The 14,768-nt window shown below is 62.5% G+C and carries 16 protein-coding genes; 9 read left to right on the top strand and 7 right to left on the bottom strand.

The features are described from left to right. On the bottom strand, window positions 1-1,536 hold the full coding sequence (locus tag BV106_RS07850; RefSeq protein ID WP_038162961.1) for a glycosyltransferase family 39 protein: 1,536 nt from the start codon (window positions 1,534-1,536) through the stop codon (window positions 1-3). 786 nt (window positions 1,537-2,322) lie between these two features. Here BV106_RS07850 and BV106_RS38180 point away from each other — a divergent pair. From BV106_RS38180 to BV106_RS07895, 9 genes are all read left to right on the top strand, one after another. Beyond that, a complete protein-coding gene (locus tag BV106_RS38180) occupies window positions 2,323-2,652 on the top strand; it encodes an SAM-dependent methyltransferase (protein ID WP_038162968.1) in 330 nt (109 codons plus the stop codon). A gap of 67 nt (window positions 2,653-2,719) precedes the next feature. Then, window positions 2,720-3,217, top strand: coding sequence for a hypothetical protein (locus BV106_RS07860; RefSeq protein WP_038162972.1), 498 nt, complete (start codon window positions 2,720-2,722; stop codon window positions 3,215-3,217). Between the two features lie 219 nt (window positions 3,218-3,436). Continuing rightward, window positions 3,437-4,012: a hypothetical protein gene (locus BV106_RS07865; RefSeq protein WP_038162979.1), complete on the top strand. Its 576-nt coding sequence runs from the start codon at window positions 3,437-3,439 to the stop codon at window positions 4,010-4,012. Between the two features lie 41 nt (window positions 4,013-4,053). Then, window positions 4,054-4,716: a hypothetical protein gene (locus tag BV106_RS07870; RefSeq protein WP_265595435.1), complete on the top strand. Its 663-nt coding sequence runs from the start codon at window positions 4,054-4,056 to the stop codon at window positions 4,714-4,716. Beyond that, window positions 4,713-5,801 carry a hypothetical protein gene (locus BV106_RS07875; RefSeq protein ID WP_038162988.1) on the top strand — a complete coding sequence of 363 codons (1,089 nt, stop codon included), beginning with the start codon at window positions 4,713-4,715 and terminating at the stop codon, window positions 5,799-5,801. Before BV106_RS07870 ends, BV106_RS07875 begins: the two co-directional genes overlap by 4 nt. Beyond that, complete coding sequence (locus BV106_RS07880; protein ID WP_038162990.1) at window positions 5,798-6,265, top strand: hypothetical protein; 468 nt, start codon at window positions 5,798-5,800, stop codon at window positions 6,263-6,265. Before BV106_RS07875 ends, BV106_RS07880 begins: the two co-directional genes overlap by 4 nt. Then, window positions 6,262-6,798 carry a hypothetical protein gene (locus BV106_RS07885; RefSeq protein WP_265595436.1) on the top strand — a complete coding sequence of 179 codons (537 nt, stop codon included), beginning with the start codon at window positions 6,262-6,264 and terminating at the stop codon, window positions 6,796-6,798. Before BV106_RS07880 ends, BV106_RS07885 begins: the two co-directional genes overlap by 4 nt. Window positions 6,799-6,839: 41 nt before the next feature. After that, the gene (locus BV106_RS07890) at window positions 6,840-8,735 is read left to right on the top strand and encodes a hypothetical protein (protein WP_038162997.1); all 1,896 of its coding nucleotides are present in this window, start codon (window positions 6,840-6,842) and stop codon (window positions 8,733-8,735) included. Between the two features lie 31 nt (window positions 8,736-8,766). Continuing rightward, window positions 8,767-9,927, top strand: a complete 1,161-nt coding sequence (locus tag BV106_RS07895) for an ATPase, T2SS/T4P/T4SS family (RefSeq protein ID WP_051945388.1) — start codon at window positions 8,767-8,769, stop codon at window positions 9,925-9,927. A 299-nt stretch (window positions 9,928-10,226) separates the two neighbouring features. On the opposite strand, the gene BV106_RS07900 is transcribed toward BV106_RS07895, so the two are convergent. The 6 genes from BV106_RS07900 to BV106_RS07925 are packed head-to-tail and all read right to left on the bottom strand — an operon-like array spanning window position 10,227 to window position 14,767. Next, complete coding sequence (locus tag BV106_RS07900) at window positions 10,227-11,162, bottom strand: hypothetical protein (RefSeq protein ID WP_038163000.1); 936 nt, start codon at window positions 11,160-11,162, stop codon at window positions 10,227-10,229. Beyond that, on the bottom strand, window positions 11,138-11,917 hold the full coding sequence (locus BV106_RS07905) for an ABC transporter permease (RefSeq protein ID WP_038163002.1): 780 nt from the start codon (window positions 11,915-11,917) through the stop codon (window positions 11,138-11,140). Before BV106_RS07905 ends, BV106_RS07900 begins: the two co-directional genes overlap by 25 nt. Then, window positions 11,914-12,600: an ATP-binding cassette domain-containing protein gene (locus BV106_RS07910; protein WP_038163005.1), complete on the bottom strand. Its 687-nt coding sequence runs from the start codon at window positions 12,598-12,600 to the stop codon at window positions 11,914-11,916. The genes BV106_RS07905 and BV106_RS07910 overlap by 4 nt, the downstream gene beginning before the upstream one ends. Window positions 12,601-12,624: 24 nt before the next feature. Then, entirely contained in the window at window positions 12,625-13,047 is a 423-nt protein-coding gene (locus BV106_RS07915; RefSeq protein ID WP_038163007.1) for a type II secretion system protein, read from the bottom strand. A gap of 5 nt (window positions 13,048-13,052) precedes the next feature. After that, a complete protein-coding gene (locus tag BV106_RS07920) occupies window positions 13,053-13,535 on the bottom strand; it encodes a hypothetical protein (protein WP_038163009.1) in 483 nt (160 codons plus the stop codon). A 14-nt stretch (window positions 13,536-13,549) separates the two neighbouring features. Next, the gene (locus BV106_RS07925) at window positions 13,550-14,767 is read right to left on the bottom strand and encodes a type II secretion system F family protein (RefSeq protein ID WP_038163011.1); all 1,218 of its coding nucleotides are present in this window, start codon (window positions 14,765-14,767) and stop codon (window positions 13,550-13,552) included. Window position 14,768: the final 1 nt, after the last annotated feature.

Here is a 14,768-nt window from a genome sequence, read left to right on the forward strand (position 1 = left end):
TCAAGGGGTGGCGATCCACTCCTTCAGTCCGCTTCCCAGAAACACCTGCCATTTCCTTGAACCGGTCGTGCCGAGAGGCACGTGAATCTCTCCGAGCTTCTCCACCTTGGTGAAGTTCCGTTCCAGTTTTCGTGGCAGGGGCTTCTCGGAGGGCTGGACGATCAGGGCATCACGCCCCACGCTCTCAGCGGGAGTTGGCCACAGTTCGTACTGGGAGGCGATGACCCCATCCGGCTGCCAGCGGTAGGCGCGGGGATGTTGCGGGGTGTAAAAGGCAAACTGGCTGGCATTCTCACGGTGGCCTAGAGCCAAGAGAAATGTCTGCTCTGGTCGCGGGCAGGCGGCGAGGAAACGTCCTGCGGCCTCGCCAGCCGGTGACCAGCCGTGAATGCGGGCCATGGGGTCCAGTTTGTCGTCGCCGGTACGGCGGGTCGCCCACAAACCCATCGGGACTAGATAGGCCAGAGCGGTGAGAACCGCGGCCACGACCACGGCCGGGCGTCGCAATTTCATGAACCCTGGCCAGAGGGTCAAGCCCGTGGAGGCGCGGGTCCAGGTGGCGGCCAGTAGCACCATGGCGGCCAGGTAGTACACCGCGGGCCAGTTCGGGTTCACGCTCTGCCGCAGGGCCAGCAGATGAAAGACCACCAGCGCCGGGGCGGAAAAAGTGGCGAGCAGACGTTCCTTCATCCCCAGTCGACGCCACTGCCAGAGGGCGGCGGCTGAGACCGTGAGCAGTCCGAACCAAGTGAGCGGCGTAAACAGGCCTGCTTGCGTGGCGGGAAACTCCACGAACTGCACCAGGTGATCCAGCAGGTCGGCCTGTGCCTTGGTGTTGAAGTGGTGTTTCGTGTGCTCCAGAGTGATCCAGCCGTGTTGCTGATTCCACCACAGCACCGGCAGCATGAAAAGCAGTGCTCCCACGACGCTGAGCCAGAAGCCAGGCCTCTTGAGCAGGGGGCGGACGTCTTTGGTGAGGGCGGCAAAGAGAACCATGAGCACGGGAAAGACGAGCATCATCTGCTTGCTCAGCGTGCCGACACCCATCACGAGGCTGAGGACCAGCCAACGTGTCCAGCGTTCCGGACCCTGCACCGCACCCCAGAAGGCGAGTAGCGCGGCTGACCAAAGGAGCACCAGTGGCGAGTCGATGGTGAAGAAGAGGTTCAGCGCGACATTGGCCGGGGTCAGGGCTGCCAGGGCCAACACTAGGAGACCGGTCTCCGCATTGAACATCCGTTTCCCCAGTTGGTAGAGCAGGGTCAGTGATCCGGTGCCCACCATGAGCGCGGCCAGACGCACGCCCCATTCCTGGTTGCCACTCGCCCAGCCCACCACCCCCATGAGCCAGCCGATGAGCGGGGGCTTGCTGTAGTAGCCCCAGTCCGGGCGGCGGCCCCACTCCCAGTAGTAGCTCTCGTCCCCAGCCAGATCATAAAGGCTGCAGAAAAAGGGAAGAAACAGGAGTCGAAGCAGCAGCAGCCCGAGCAGGAGGTGCCAGGCGCGGAGCTTTGACCATGGGGACGTGGGCGGCATCGCGTCTCGTGGTCGAATCCTACGTGACGAACAAGTGACGATCTTGCCATTCAAGCCTGTCGGGGCTTTGCTGGGAGATGCCCTCCGATGATCCCGCCCGCCCTTTCTCCACCTGGATGGAGCAGGCTTTGTTCGCACCGGACACGGGCTATTACTCTGCCCGCATTCGTACCGTGGGCCGTCGAGGGGACTTTGCCACCTCGGCCACGGTCTCGAACCTGCTGGGCGAGGGGATCGCCCGTTGGATCGGCAGCGAGTTGCAACGATTGAAGGACGTGCGCGCCGTCATTGAGGTGGGTGGTGGCGATGGTTCCCTGTCAGTTGCCGTCCGGAACGCCCTCGGCTGGTGGCAGCGCAGGAAACTCGCGTGGCACATGGTGGAGACGTCGCCCATTTTGAAAGCCCGTCAGCAGGAGCGGCTAAAAGGGGCTCAGGTGCACTGGCATGAGACGATGGAAAGCGCGCTCCAGGCCTGCGGGGGCCAGGCGATCATCTTTCACAATGAACTGGTGGATGCCTTTCCGGTGACACTCCTGGAGTGGGAGGCCACGCGAGGGATCTGGCAAGAGGTTTGGGTGGCACCAGAGCGGTCAGGATGGCGGGAGGAACTGCGTGCTCTCACGCTGCCTCCGGGGCAAAGGGGAGCCTTTGCCGTCCTCACGCAGTGGCACGCTCTGAACCCTCCACCCCAACGCCGGCAGAGGGTGGAGCTGCACCGTTCCTTTCAGTTCTGGTTGCAGAACTGGGCCCCGCTTTGGCAGCAGGGAGCCATGCTCACAGTGGACTATGGGGATCTGTTCCCCGGGTCTCTACCACCGCCGTGCTCAGGGCACCCTCCGTGCCTACTTGCTGCATCAGCGGCTCTCTGGTGCGGACCTCTACCAGAACATGGGGCGTCAGGACATCACTGCCGATGTAAATTTCTCCGATCTCCTCCATTGGGGCGAGGCGCTGGGATGGCGGGATGGCCAGGTGGTGTCCCAGGCTGTCTACCTCCAGAACTGGGTGCCGGACCTGGAGAAACGTCTCAAAACCAGCGGAGCCGACCAGTTTGTGGCTGGCTTGGACGGCGCGGGGGAGGCCTTCAAGGTGTGGTCCGTGCGCACGCCGTCCTAAAAAGGTTTGCACCCACCCGGCAGCGATGTTAGCTGACCGCCCCTTTTCTTTTCGTTTTCGCGTTCCCATGAAATCCCACCAAATCATTGCCGCCCTGAGCCCCGCTCTGAAGAAGGACATCACTTCCTATTTGCAGAAGGAGACCCGTGAAGCCTTCCGCACGGCGCTGTATTCGGTGGGCCAGCAGAAGAAGCTTCGCCCCCAGTACTTCCAGAACAAGTCCCGTGAGGAGCAGGGTGCCTGGTTGATCGAGCAGATCAAGACCAAGACCTTTGACGGCGTGGCCGAACAGCTCCTCCAGCTCTGGCTGCTGAAGGGCAAGGTTGAGATGCTCACCGCCTTCCTGGATGCCACCGGTATCAAGCACGATGGCAAAGGTCAGGTGGATGATCTTCCAGAAGAACTGACCGCTGAGCAGGCCGAGGCTGGAGTGGACGCCATGCTGAAGAACCACCCTGCCGAGGAAGTGGCGCTCTACCTCAATCTCTTCCAGCTGCAGCGCGAAGGCGGCTGGTCCGGCATCACCGAGGTCCTGGCGAAGCGCAGCGAAGTGAAGCTCGGCTAGACGCAGCGCGGGCCTTAGTCCCACTTGGTTTTCAGCCCTTTCTGCCTCCTGGCAGGAAGGGCTTTTTTATGCTCATCGACCCAGTAATTTTTAGTCGAACTAGTGCTGTTAACCATAATTAATGCACCATTAGGCATTTATTACATAATAGGAATTATATAATTTACAGATACTCGTGTGGGTGCTAAATGTCCGTGAAATTCAACACCTTGGGCTGCTATGACTAAAAAATATCCTTGGCTTGCATTGGCGGCGGTGGCGCTCTTCAGCGGACCGGCGATGGCGGACATTCAGCTCGGCGGACCAGGTGTGCCGGTCGGCGTGGTCGTTGCGACCAAGGTGCCGTTCAAGGTTAGCTACGATCTCCCGAACTCTTACCGGTTTGTGTTCCGGGGCATTGAAGCCCGTGGTGACACCTTGGGAGCTCCGGGCAACTCGGGCACCAACGGCAATGGCGGCCAGTTCCACTTGAGCGCGACGGTTTCCACCTCAGTGGGTGGTGAGAAAGTGGGCAAGATCGAATTTCGCGATGTTCAGGACTTTAATCTCAGTCCGCTGAAAACCTTGTTGATCACCCAAGCCGTGTACAAGGCCACGACATCTCCCATCTCAGTGAGCATGGAATGGGCTGGGCAGGGCAACGCGCACAAGCCCAACGGATTCTTCAACATCCTGGGCGAACACCAAGTGGCTCCCCCCGTTCCCGTCGGAAAACTTGAGTTCGCCGTCGGCGACATGTTGCTGACGGCCGCTGGCACGCAGCCGCCTGGCACAGCCACGATCACGCGCGATTAAGGCGCTCAGTCACTTTTGGATACGGGACCACCCATTCATCCATGATGCCGCGCAAAACAAAAGTTATCGGGGGCAAATTTTCTGCCAGGCACGGTACTCGACTGGCGTGCCTGCTGGCGGGTCTCGCCGGTGCCGCAGCATTGGGGCAGATACCGGCCCTGCCTTCCGCTTCCGGGGGGAGCCCACCTCCGCCGAGCGCCACCCAAGCCCGGGATGTGGTGACGGAGGAGGAGCTCAAGAAACTGGCCCAGCCGGAGAACACGCTGTCCTCCATGCTGGCCAAGGCCACCACCCAGGCCCCGGTGGCGGCCCGGCCGTCGATGGAGAGCTCATTGTACCGGAAGTCCGTCATTCTGTATGACGGGGCGCAGCACACGGTGGTGCCCATTGGTTCGGTCTTGCAACTTCCTGCTGGCTATCGAAACCGCGTGGTGGAGAAACCCGTGGGCACCTTCACCTTCTGGCCGGCATTCCTTGAGCGCAATGCCGCCTGGCTGGGAGCGTGGGAAGTGCCACTGAGCATGGCAGAGGGGAATGCAGAGGTTGCGAAGAAGGTGCTGGCTTCCACCGTCAAGGATTCCCGGGTGCTGGTGGCGGTGTATCGCGGAGGGCCCATTACGATCCTCGAACCCGTGCCTGAACCCAGCAGCAAAGCCAAATCGGGCACCGGGACGCCCAACGTGAACCAGGAGGCAAAACCATGATAAAGCTGGCGTGCCTGACCGGCCTGATCCTCGCGGGTCTGGCGATGACCGCTCCGGCCCAGCAGGCCTGGGTGCGGGAGACCAATCTGGCCAACGGAATGATCTATGACATTCCGCTGTCCGCCACCGGAGGTAATTTCATCCCTCCGCTGCCCATCTCGGAAGACGGGAACATCTTCGAGCTTTTCGCCCGCGGCACGGCCTGGGACACCAATGTTTATCTCCTCGATACCAAGCTGATTCGTGCGTACACACCCACCGCCAGCTTTGAAATCATTAGTGAGGACGGTTACGTGCGCGGGGATCCCTCCAGCGCCAATTACGTGAGGCGCACCCGGGCTGACCGGCCCTATCGTCTGAAGATGAAGACCAGCGGCCTGGTATGGGGCAGCAACAACCCGGCTGAGAATTCCGTGTATTTCTCGTTTCAGGGCCGGAACTATGACGCCCAGAGCTACTCCGGCCTGGGGAAGGATCTGTACATGCTGCATGAGGGCAATCTCGGGAACGTGAACCTCACGCTTTACCCGCTGTATCATGAACTTAACTCCACCACGCGCAGCACCGGCTGCGGGGAGCAGGTCTTCACATTTGTGAGATATGCTGCGGACGGCGTGCCCGATACAGTGCTGGCCCAGCCCAAGCTCCAGGTATGGCCCGTGCCCTCTGTCACTGTTGAGAACGTCGTTGCCGGGCAGGTCTTCATCGACAAGATTCCGGCGGTCATCTTCAACTTCAAAGACCTCTATCCCGATTCACGCACCTATGCCCAGATCTACTCTGGGACGGCGGTGCTGGGGAAGAAAGGCACGATCGTGGGCGGCACCGAGCGCCGCGTTGGCAAGTACTACAACCCTGACACAACGCTGGAGGCGGCCGATGTGCCCCAGACGCTCTCCATCACGGTCAACGCCCTCTCCAACTACACCGCCACGGATGGCATCTACACGCTGGAGGTGCTGACGGAGTCTCCCTTCTTCAACCGGGCGCCGGAGCGGCTCAAAGTCATCACCTTTGAAGTGGACCGCATCATCTCCTCCCGCGGCAAGTTGAGCACGGCTGAGGGGGCGGCCACCGGGCCATGAAGACGGTTATTCATGGGCAGCGCCAGCGCCAGTGCCGCGGCAGCCTCCTGCTGGAGGCTTCCATTGCCATGGGGGCGGCGGCCATCCTGGCTCTGCTGCTGATGAAGTCGTCGCTTCTGTCTATTTCCGGGAACCAATGGGCCTCGGTGCAGTCCCTCACGGACGCGGCGCTGACCAAGGAGGAGGCGTTGGCCCGCCGGGTGCCGTTTGCGGACCTGACCTCGGCGACCTCCTTGTGGCCGGACGCGGCGGCGGGCATTCCCTCGACCGGGAAGAGTGTGGTGATTGGCAAGATGACTGGAGGCAACGCGCTCCCGGGTACCATCACCCGGTTCCGCGTGAGTGCCACGCCCACTGACGACACCGAGGCTGGCCTCTCCCTCTGGCGGCTCTATTCCGTCCTCCGCTACCGTGTAGGACAGAAGGAATACGTGAAATCCAGCTCCACACTCCGCGTTCAATGAACTGCCTCCCTCCCAGAACTCCGGGCAGGAGGTCAAACGCTGGCTTCAGCCTGCTGGAGACCTCTGCCGCGATGAGCATCCTGCTCGCTCTGGCAGTGGCGATGCTGGTGATGCTTCAGCAGCACATTGCTTTCATGAATCTGGCCCGGCAGCAGGGATTCCTGACCACGGACGCGCCGCAGGTGGGAAATCTGGTGGGCCGGTTGTTTGCGAAGGCGGATCACTACTTCGTCTATGAGACCCGTGCGGGAGGGCTGACCGGTGCTCCCCCAGTGCTGGTGAACGGGAAGGCAGCCCGGCTTTATTTTGAAGCGGCCAACGGGGAGACCCGCGAGCAGTGGATCACGGCTGAGACGTCGGGCGGCAGCACGTCTCTGGTCTGCCGGTCGAGGCGGGCGGATGGCTCGGAGTTTTCCTGGAATGTCTGCACCGGGCTGGCCGGTGCCACCTTCCACTGCAATGAGGGCGTGCTGGGGGTGACCCTCAAAGGGGCGGGTGGCGAGGAAATAAGTTACTATGGAGGAAGCCAATGACCAGGCGTTGTCGCAGTTCATTCCAGCGCGGGTTTGCGGCGATGCCCATGGTCGCCACCTTCTCCCTGCTGATGCTTCTGGGGGTGACGATGGTGTTTCGCACCAGCCTGCTGCGTCGTGACCAGGCTGCCAAGGCTCAGTTGCGCCAGGACTATCGGGAGCGGGAGGAAGCAGTGCTGCGCTCCCTCATAGCGGTGTTTCCGAAGAAAGCCATCGCCTGCATGAAGGCGGGTTATGCGTCCTCAGAAAATCACACATGGCGCGCCATTTTTGACGAAGCTCTGCGCACTGCCGTGGTGGAGAAGTCCCTGCCGGACGTCGCCGTCACCGCCATGGGGCTGGCCAACGTCCGGCGTGGCGACGTGGGCGACCACACCACCACCGAAGCCGCAGGGTGGATCACCTCCCTCACGGGCGTGGCGGGAAGTGTGACTCCTGGAACCACGGCGTATGCCTCAGTGTTCCAGGGGCCCCAGTTCGCGGGCAAGGTGCCTCCGCTTCTGGAGGCTCCCTCGTCGCTTGCGGACGTGGACGCTTTGCGGCCCGTGGTGCATCTGGACAAGATCTACACCACCCAGTCGACCGGGTTGCTCGCAGACGTCACCAAGTATCCCCGCTTCAACCTGATCCCTTATCCCAACATCCGCTTCGGCTATGCCAGCCCCGGAGCGCCGTTTGTGGCTAAGCGGAACTGGTGGGCCTTCTCCATCCGCTACGGCAAGAAGGTCGGGCAGAAAAAGAATTACATCCTTTCCCTGTACGAGGTGCCTTCGCAGCTTCCCATCGAGGCAGCCACGTTTGCCGACATCGGGAGTCATGCAGACGGCACGACCTGGGGTGCAGGCATCACCATTGACGGGGGCGTGTATGCCGACAGTCTGCGGATGAATGGCGCCCATGGAGCCAGCCGCGTCGCAGGGCGGAGGTCCATTGATATCGAGGGCAACACCAGCCTCGGCGGCACGGCGGTGACCGATGACTTTGACAAACTCGGTGTGCGGGAGCGGATGCAGGCGGAGCTGGGGACCAGCACGCTGCCGGTGGCACTTTCCGCGAACTCCGGGCGGGTGGTCTTTTTTCCCATCCCCACCGGTCCCGCTTTCCTGACCCGGCCCGCTGGCACCCCGACCACATGGGACACCTACGTGGGCGGGGGCGGGAACTGCAAAGTGTCGGTCGAGGCACTGGCGATGGTGAGCATTGATGACCAGACGCCGGTGACGCTCCGGGTGCGTTTCAAGAACCCCTCCGGTGCGGTCACTGAGGTGATTCTCCGGCGTGGGCAGAACTGGCCGACCCTGCTGGAGGCGGGAGGGGACGCGATGCCGTTTCAAACCGAACTCACCAACAGCAACCGCTCCTGTGTGACCTTCTATCCTGCGCTGGTGGATGCCTGGTTGCAGTCCAAGGGAGGGGCGACGGTGGCCGTGAACAACAGCTACCATTTTTCCACGGCCCCCACAGCGGATCCCTTGACGGTGCGACCTTTTTCGTCCCCACCCACCGCCGTGGACATGTGTGTGATTGTGAGAAAAGGGAAAGACCTCACCCCTTTCACCCAAGGCCTCTCGATCATGGCTCCGCTGCGAGTTTACATTGGCGATGACCTCAATGCTGTGCCCGCTGCGGCTCCTCCCGCGGGCTCCGGTCTGCCAGCAGGTTCTGTCTATTACCCGCCCATGTCTATCTTTGCGGCCGAGATGCGGGTGGGCACCACGGCCTTTACCCGGCCGTTTGAGCATCATGGGCAGATGGGATCGCTCCTTTCTGGGACCAGCACGACCTGGCGGCCGCTTGACATGAAGTCCGGCACCGATCAGGCGGTGCATAGCGAGGGTCTCCAGGCCGACCTTTCACCGTTACGCAGCCCGGCAGAACTTCCCCCAGTCTATCAGATGAACTGGCTGGTGGTGATTGAAGAAATTCCGCAAAACTAACTGGAACCTGCACTCCTCTCCCTCCTCAAACATGACCGGCATCCCTGACTCCCCCGTGCAAAACCTGCTTGGCCGACTTGCAGAGGCCTACCCGGGTCGCGAGATCTCCGACGTGCAGTTGCGGTCCAACGGCCTGATTTATGTCCACACCAACCGTGGCATCGAAATCGCGGAATCCTTCGGCATTCAGAGCGATGCCATGGTCCACCAGGTGGCTGAGGCCCTGTATCTGAACCAGACCATGGAGATCTGGACGGACGTGAGTGCGGCTGGCTCGGTGGACAAGATGTGGGAGCTCGTCAAGACCCGGCGGGTCATCGACTTCAGCTGTGACGCCGGAGCACTGGGCGCCCCCGTTCGCATGCGTGTGCAGTTGCACCTCAGTGAGGGGGGCATGGGTCTGACCACCCGCTGGTTGCGTGGGACCATTTCCCAACTCGAGACGCTGGGGCTTGACGCCATGATCTCCGACAGTTTGCGCGAGCTCATGCAGCGCCGTTTCGGTCTAGGCCTCATCACGGGCCCCACGGGTTCAGGGAAATCAACCACCCTTGCAGCCGTGCTGGACTGGGTGCGCCGGAACTTCCCCAAACACATTGTCACGGTCGAGGATCCCATTGAGTACCGCTACTCCGCCACCATGGAGGACCCGAACCAGCCAGGGGTGCAGATTCCGTGCCCTTCCCTGGTGACCCAGCAGGAGGTGGGCAAGCACACGAACTCCTACCAGTCAGGTTTGAAGGAAGTGCTGCGCAAGACGCCCAACATCATCCTAATCGGGGAAATTCGTGATCGGGAAACCATGGAGACCTGCATCGAGGCCGCCCAGACCGGCCACTTTGTGCTCTCCACATTGCACACCCGCGGTGCCGTGAAGACCATTGACCGTATTCTGGAGTTCTTCCCCAAGGAGCAGCAGCCGGCCATTCTGCATCGTCTGGGAGAGACGCTCACCTTCGTGCTCTCCCAAGGTTTGCTCACGGGCTTCAACGGCCGCGTGCTCGTGACGGAGTATCTTCAGAACACCAGTGAGTCAGTGGCCGCCGGCATCCGGGCGTATGATGGCAATGCCACCTCCCTGGCAGACGCCCTCCGTTACAAGGGCAATTTGCGCTGGGACCAGAGCCTCCTGCAGCTCTATCGCGGCGGGGCTATCTCGGAGAACATCTTCAACGCGAACCTGCTCGGCTGAGGACGGGCATGCTGGGTGTTGTCGCCGGTTCAAGGTTGTGACGCCAGCAGGTCCAAGGAGCGGCGGTTTGTGCTTGCACAACCGCCGATGGTTGCCAGAGCAAGCAAGCTCCCAAGTAACAACACAGTGGCAAGACCACACAAGGCGGTGGTTGCTATCTGGTGATCAGTCACTCCGTTTTCCCCCGGCGGTTGTGCAAGCACAAACCGCCGCTCCATGGGGGGCATGCTTGGAACGCGTGGGGGAAATCTGCCCGCCCCATGGGCCGTGTTGAATCACACAGGGTGGGTCAGTTATCTTCAATGTGGGCTTGCCTTGGCCTGGCTGAGAACGCCGGTTCGGGAGAGCTGCGTACGAATCCGCCCCGCCAAAGTTTCCAGGAACCGGACGTGGTTTTCCAGCTCCGCCCGGCGCACTTCTGGAATGGCGGCCCACCAGCCTTCATTCTGGGCATGGGAGCGCAACTGACGGTAGCGGTCCAGACAGGTGTCAAGATCCTGCCAGGTCCGGGAGGCGGCGGCGAGATCGGTCTGACCGGGCTGGAGGCTGGCGTTCAGTAGATTGATCGCGGCTCCTGCCCCTGTCAGGCAGTCGGCCAGCCCGCTGTCTTCTGAGAGCGCGTGTCTCAAGGCCCGCTGGGCCAGTGCTTCAGAGGCCTTCTGGGCCGCATCGGGAGACCCCGCTCTGGATTGAATCTGGAAGTGAAGGATTTCATAGAGAACGGCGTCCCCGGGATCCAGCTGGCAGGCAAGACGCAGGCGCCAGTCGGCGGAGGCGTTGATGTAGCGGCTGTGAGCTGCGGAAAGAGCCAGCGGGCCATCCCGGCGGGTGCGGGCGGTATCGAGGCGGGCGATGAGTTTGACTCCTCGATCCAGCAGGGAGCCACCTGCTTCCTCTGGAGTCTCGACGGCCGGAGCAGGAGTCACGGAAGGCGGGGGCATGGGCGGCTGCCCACGGCGTGCCAGCCGGCCCGGCATGGGCGGCGGTGGCGGCGTTTGATTGGGTGCGCCCGGTGCGAGGGCAGCAGGTTGGTGATTGCGCGTCTGTTCCCCGCCATGCCAGTAGGCATAGAGGGAGTCGCGCATGAGCCGGGCGACCAGGCTGCCGTAGGCACTGCCGGCAATGCCGAAGGCGGGCGGCGCGGGTGGACCGGATGAAGGCGTCGGAGCGGCGAACCGGCCTGCGACCCACACAGCCACTGCGGCACCGATCAGGAGCGGGTACGAAATGCGCATAGTCCGAGGAGGAAAAACGCCACGCCTTCAAGACCCAGGCAGACGACGGTTTGGAAGAAAGAGGCCATGGGCAGCGGACCCATCTTGAAGACCAGCCTTGGAGTGAGATCCGCGAGATGATAGTGGGGGATGATCATCCAGAGGGCCTTGAGCACGGGATTGTCACTGGAGGTGAACATGGGTTCGAGCCAACCACTGCCGAAGAGTCCCAGGAAGAGCAGGGCCACCGGGGCCAGGAAGGCGATCACCTCCGAGGTACGGGTACCCAAGGCCACGCCGAGCATGAGCAGCGGCACGGCCACCACGCAATAGAGCACGGCATACTGGGCCACCAGTCCCAGCCAGCGCGCGGCTTCGGCGGGGTTCGACGGGCTGCAGAACAGCACGCATACACCTGCCGCGATGACGGCCAGGGCCACGGCCCAGATGAGCAGTGAGGCACTGATCTGCATGAAGAGCTGGCCGGGCTTCAAGCCGCCGGCGTGCAGGTGCTCCAGGATGCCCTCACGTCGCAGGCGGTGGCCCACGGCGGCAGCTTGAAAGGGCAGCCAGGTGAAGAGGGCCAGCCAGACATAGAGCCAGGCGGCCTGGGCCCGGGCGGGCTGCAGAATCACCGGCTTCTCCTCCCAGGGTGTGACGAGTGGGGCCAGCCAGGCAAACAGGAGGGCACCGCCTAGCAGGAGCCAGCAGCTTCCCCGCACGGTGAAGCTGGTGGTGCAGACATGAAACAACGGCCAGGTGCGTTCGGATCTCATTGGTGAAGGGCGTGATAGGTGTCGAACCAGGATTGCCCCTGACGGGTGGCGGTGTGTTGCAGACGGCCGGAGCAGATGGTGAAGAGAGAGTCGGCGCGGCGCACACTCTCCAGCTCATGGAGAATGACCAGGCGCAGGGCGGTGGTGCTCGCGTCCGCCCAGAGCTCGGTCACCACCTCACGGGTCTCTGCATCCAGGCCGGAGAGGGGTTCATCCATGAGCAGCACGCTGTGGCCGGTCTCGATCAGCCGCGTTTCGGCGATGATGAGCAGGACCTTCTGGCGGTTGCCGCGAGAGAGCTTGCCGATGGGGCAGGAGAGGTTGAGATTCAGGATCTCTGCCAGGCGTTGCGCCTCCTGGAGGGCACGTCCTTTGAAGAGGGATCGGAAGAGTGCACCGGGCTTGAGCTCCTCATCCATCTTCAGTTCATCAGAGAGATAGAGCACCCGGCCCTCCACCTGGAGGCTGCCACCCAAGGTGGGACTCAAGCCGGCCAGTGAGCGCAGCAGGGTGGTCTTGCCGACCCCGTTGGGGGCCACGAAGAGATGGAGGCCGGGGCCGACGGAGACAGCACCCTCACTCTGGACTAGCGTGCGGTCCTGGCGGCGCCAGAACGGGCCGGACTGGTAGCCAAAGCGCGTGCCGGGAGCGATCTTGAGGCTGGGGGAAGAGGGGGCGTTCATGGCAAAACGTCTCGGTTCAAGGAGTTACTGCCCCGCATCCCAGAGCCCGTCTGTCTGGGTTTTGGAGGGGTCGTAGCGGGTGGTGCCGACGGTGAAATAGGGCGGCATGACAGAGTGGATGACGGTCAGGCTTTCCCCTTTGAGGCCGGTGGCGGTGGGGATGGTCGCCCAGCCCTCAGGCAGGTAGGGCAGCAGATCGGCGGCAGTCACGCTTTGGATGTCGGTGGTGGGATGATCGGCGAGATAGCTTCTCTGGGCGGCATGCACGGCCTGAAGAGAGATGGCGGCACTCTTCGCTTTGTTCCAGTCTTGCACGGCATTGATGCTGAAGCCTGTGAGCATGCCGAGACCGAGGATCAGAGAGATCACGAGGCTGATCTCCAGCAGGGTAAAGCCAGCCACGGCGCGGTGGTCCTGGCGGTGGGGAGTGACATGGACGGTTTTCATAGCGATCAGGGTTTGGTGGGCGGGGCCGGGCTGGTGGGCGGTACCAAGGCTCGCGGAATGACCCGGAACTTGCCTTCGGCCAGCGGTTCCTGGATGGCGATTGGGGCCGAAGCTCCAGTCATGTCCCCAGGTGCCGGTTCGGCCACCTCCGGAGAGGCAGCGGGTGGTACCTTGAATGTGCCGCGACGACGAACGACCAGGATGCGGGCCCGCTCCATGTCGAGGGGCCTCGGTGCCACCGCTGCGACGTCGGCGGACGGAGCCAGTTCCGGCATGGGGATAAAGGGAATAACAGGTGTCTCCCCGGCCTTGCCCTTGTCCTTGTCCTCCGCCGTGCCTGTTCCTGGAAGGGGGCGGGGGGCGAGCCGCGGTTTTTCGACGAGGATCACCGGCTGGGGCGGATCGGCGGCCATCCCCGCGGAGGTTGCGAGCGCCGCCAGCGTCAGCATGCGCAGGAGAATCTGGAGGAGTGGAAGGCGGAGGTTCATGGTGGAGGGCGTGCTTACATGGCACCAGAGGCCATCATGCGCGGGCCCATGAGGAAGATGGGCAGCATGGCACCGGCGAAGACGAGGGCGATGAGGCACATGGCCATGGCCAGCGTGATGAAGTTGATGATCTGCGTGAAGTCCGACATGGTCTGGGCGGTGTCCTCCTCGTAGATGTCCCGGAGCATCTCGAGCTGCTCGGGGAGGGAGGCGGATTTTTCCCCGATGCCGATCATGTGGATGACCTGGGGGTCCAGTACGGCGTTCTTCTTGAGCGCCTCCGCGAACGGGAGGCCGGAGGACTCGTAGATCTGGGCGGAGGTGAGCAGCGGGGTGTAGATGGGTGTTTCCTGAACCACCTTGGCGGCCAGGGTCGCGGCGCGCGCCAGGTTGATGCCGTTGGCGTAAAGCATCTGGAGGGTGCCCACGTATGCGGTCTGCCGCAGGCCCATGACCAGCTTGGTGAGGAGCCGCCACCGGCCCATGAAGAAGTGCAGGAGCCGGGCCCGGAGTTCCTTGGAGCGGAACAGGCCGACGATGAAGGCTGTCAGAGCGATGATGAAGAACGGCCAGGTCATCTGGACGACATGGCTGAAGGAAAAGATCACCTTGGAAAGCGGATCTGGCTCCTGGCGGATGCTTTTGAGGGTGCCCTCCACCTGGCTGACGACGCTCACCTGGGACCAGATGAAGAGGACGATCTGGAAAAGGATGACCAGGCACGGCACCATCAGCGCGTTGCGCAGCTTGCTGGCGAACATCATCTCCACCTTCAGCTTGCGCGCCATGGAGCTGAAAGCCTCGTGCAACTGGCCGGCATCGGCACCGGCCTCGATCATGGTGATGATGGTCGCATCAAACTTCCGTTCCTTGGCAAAGGCGATGTGAACGGGCAGACCCGCTTCGAGCCGGTTGCGGATGCTGATGAGCGAGCCCTGCAGTGCGGGATCCGGCAGGCCCTGGGCGTAGTAAAGGAGCGCGTCTGCGGTGCTGATGTTGGCCCTCAACATGGAGGCCAGGCCGCGGAAGAGCTTGATCGCATCCTTCGTGGAGACAGGACGGTTCGTCTGCGTGCGTTGATGCGAGCTGGGCAGGGGCTTCACCAGCGCCACCCGGAATCCTTCACGAGCAGCGAGCAGCGAGGCCTGGTCGCGGTTGAGCGCCTCCACAGCGATCACCTTGGAGACCTCAGGCTTCTTGATGTTCCGGAGCGTGACTTGGAAACCGTTCATA

Source organism: Verrucomicrobium sp. BvORR106 (assembly GCF_000739655.1).
Lineage (GTDB): Bacteria > Verrucomicrobiota > Verrucomicrobiia > Verrucomicrobiales > Verrucomicrobiaceae > Verrucomicrobium.

Excerpts from the sequence above, each read along its gene's own strand:
- BV106_RS07895 (WP_051945388.1), top strand. The coding sequence starts at position 8,767 with ATGACCGGCATCCCTGACTCCCCCGTGCAAAACCTGCTTGGCCGACTT.
- BV106_RS07910 (WP_038163005.1), bottom strand. The coding sequence starts at position 12,600 with ATGAACGCCCCCTCTTCCCCCAGCCTCAAGATCGCTCCCGGCACGCGC.
- BV106_RS38180 (WP_038162968.1), top strand. The coding sequence starts at position 2,323 with ATGGGGATCTGTTCCCCGGGTCTCTACCACCGCCGTGCTCAGGGCACC.
- BV106_RS07890 (WP_038162997.1), top strand. The coding sequence starts at position 6,840 with ATGCCCATGGTCGCCACCTTCTCCCTGCTGATGCTTCTGGGGGTGACG.
- BV106_RS07875 (WP_038162988.1), top strand. The coding sequence starts at position 4,713 with ATGATAAAGCTGGCGTGCCTGACCGGCCTGATCCTCGCGGGTCTGGCG.
- BV106_RS07915 (WP_038163007.1), bottom strand. The coding sequence starts at position 13,047 with ATGAAAACCGTCCATGTCACTCCCCACCGCCAGGACCACCGCGCCGTG.
- BV106_RS07900 (WP_038163000.1), bottom strand. The coding sequence starts at position 11,162 with ATGCGCATTTCGTACCCGCTCCTGATCGGTGCCGCAGTGGCTGTGTGG.
- BV106_RS07870 (WP_265595435.1), top strand. The coding sequence starts at position 4,054 with ATGATGCCGCGCAAAACAAAAGTTATCGGGGGCAAATTTTCTGCCAGG.
- BV106_RS07925 (WP_038163011.1), bottom strand. The coding sequence starts at position 14,767 with ATGAACGGTTTCCAAGTCACGCTCCGGAACATCAAGAAGCCTGAGGTC.
- BV106_RS07885 (WP_265595436.1), top strand. The coding sequence starts at position 6,262 with ATGAACTGCCTCCCTCCCAGAACTCCGGGCAGGAGGTCAAACGCTGGC.
- BV106_RS07850 (WP_038162961.1), bottom strand. The coding sequence starts at position 1,536 with ATGCCGCCCACGTCCCCATGGTCAAAGCTCCGCGCCTGGCACCTCCTG.
- BV106_RS07860 (WP_038162972.1), top strand. The coding sequence starts at position 2,720 with ATGAAATCCCACCAAATCATTGCCGCCCTGAGCCCCGCTCTGAAGAAG.
- BV106_RS07905 (WP_038163002.1), bottom strand. The coding sequence starts at position 11,917 with ATGAGATCCGAACGCACCTGGCCGTTGTTTCATGTCTGCACCACCAGC.
- BV106_RS07920 (WP_038163009.1), bottom strand. The coding sequence starts at position 13,535 with ATGAACCTCCGCCTTCCACTCCTCCAGATTCTCCTGCGCATGCTGACG.
- BV106_RS07880 (WP_038162990.1), top strand. The coding sequence starts at position 5,798 with ATGAAGACGGTTATTCATGGGCAGCGCCAGCGCCAGTGCCGCGGCAGC.
- BV106_RS07865 (WP_038162979.1), top strand. The coding sequence starts at position 3,437 with ATGACTAAAAAATATCCTTGGCTTGCATTGGCGGCGGTGGCGCTCTTC.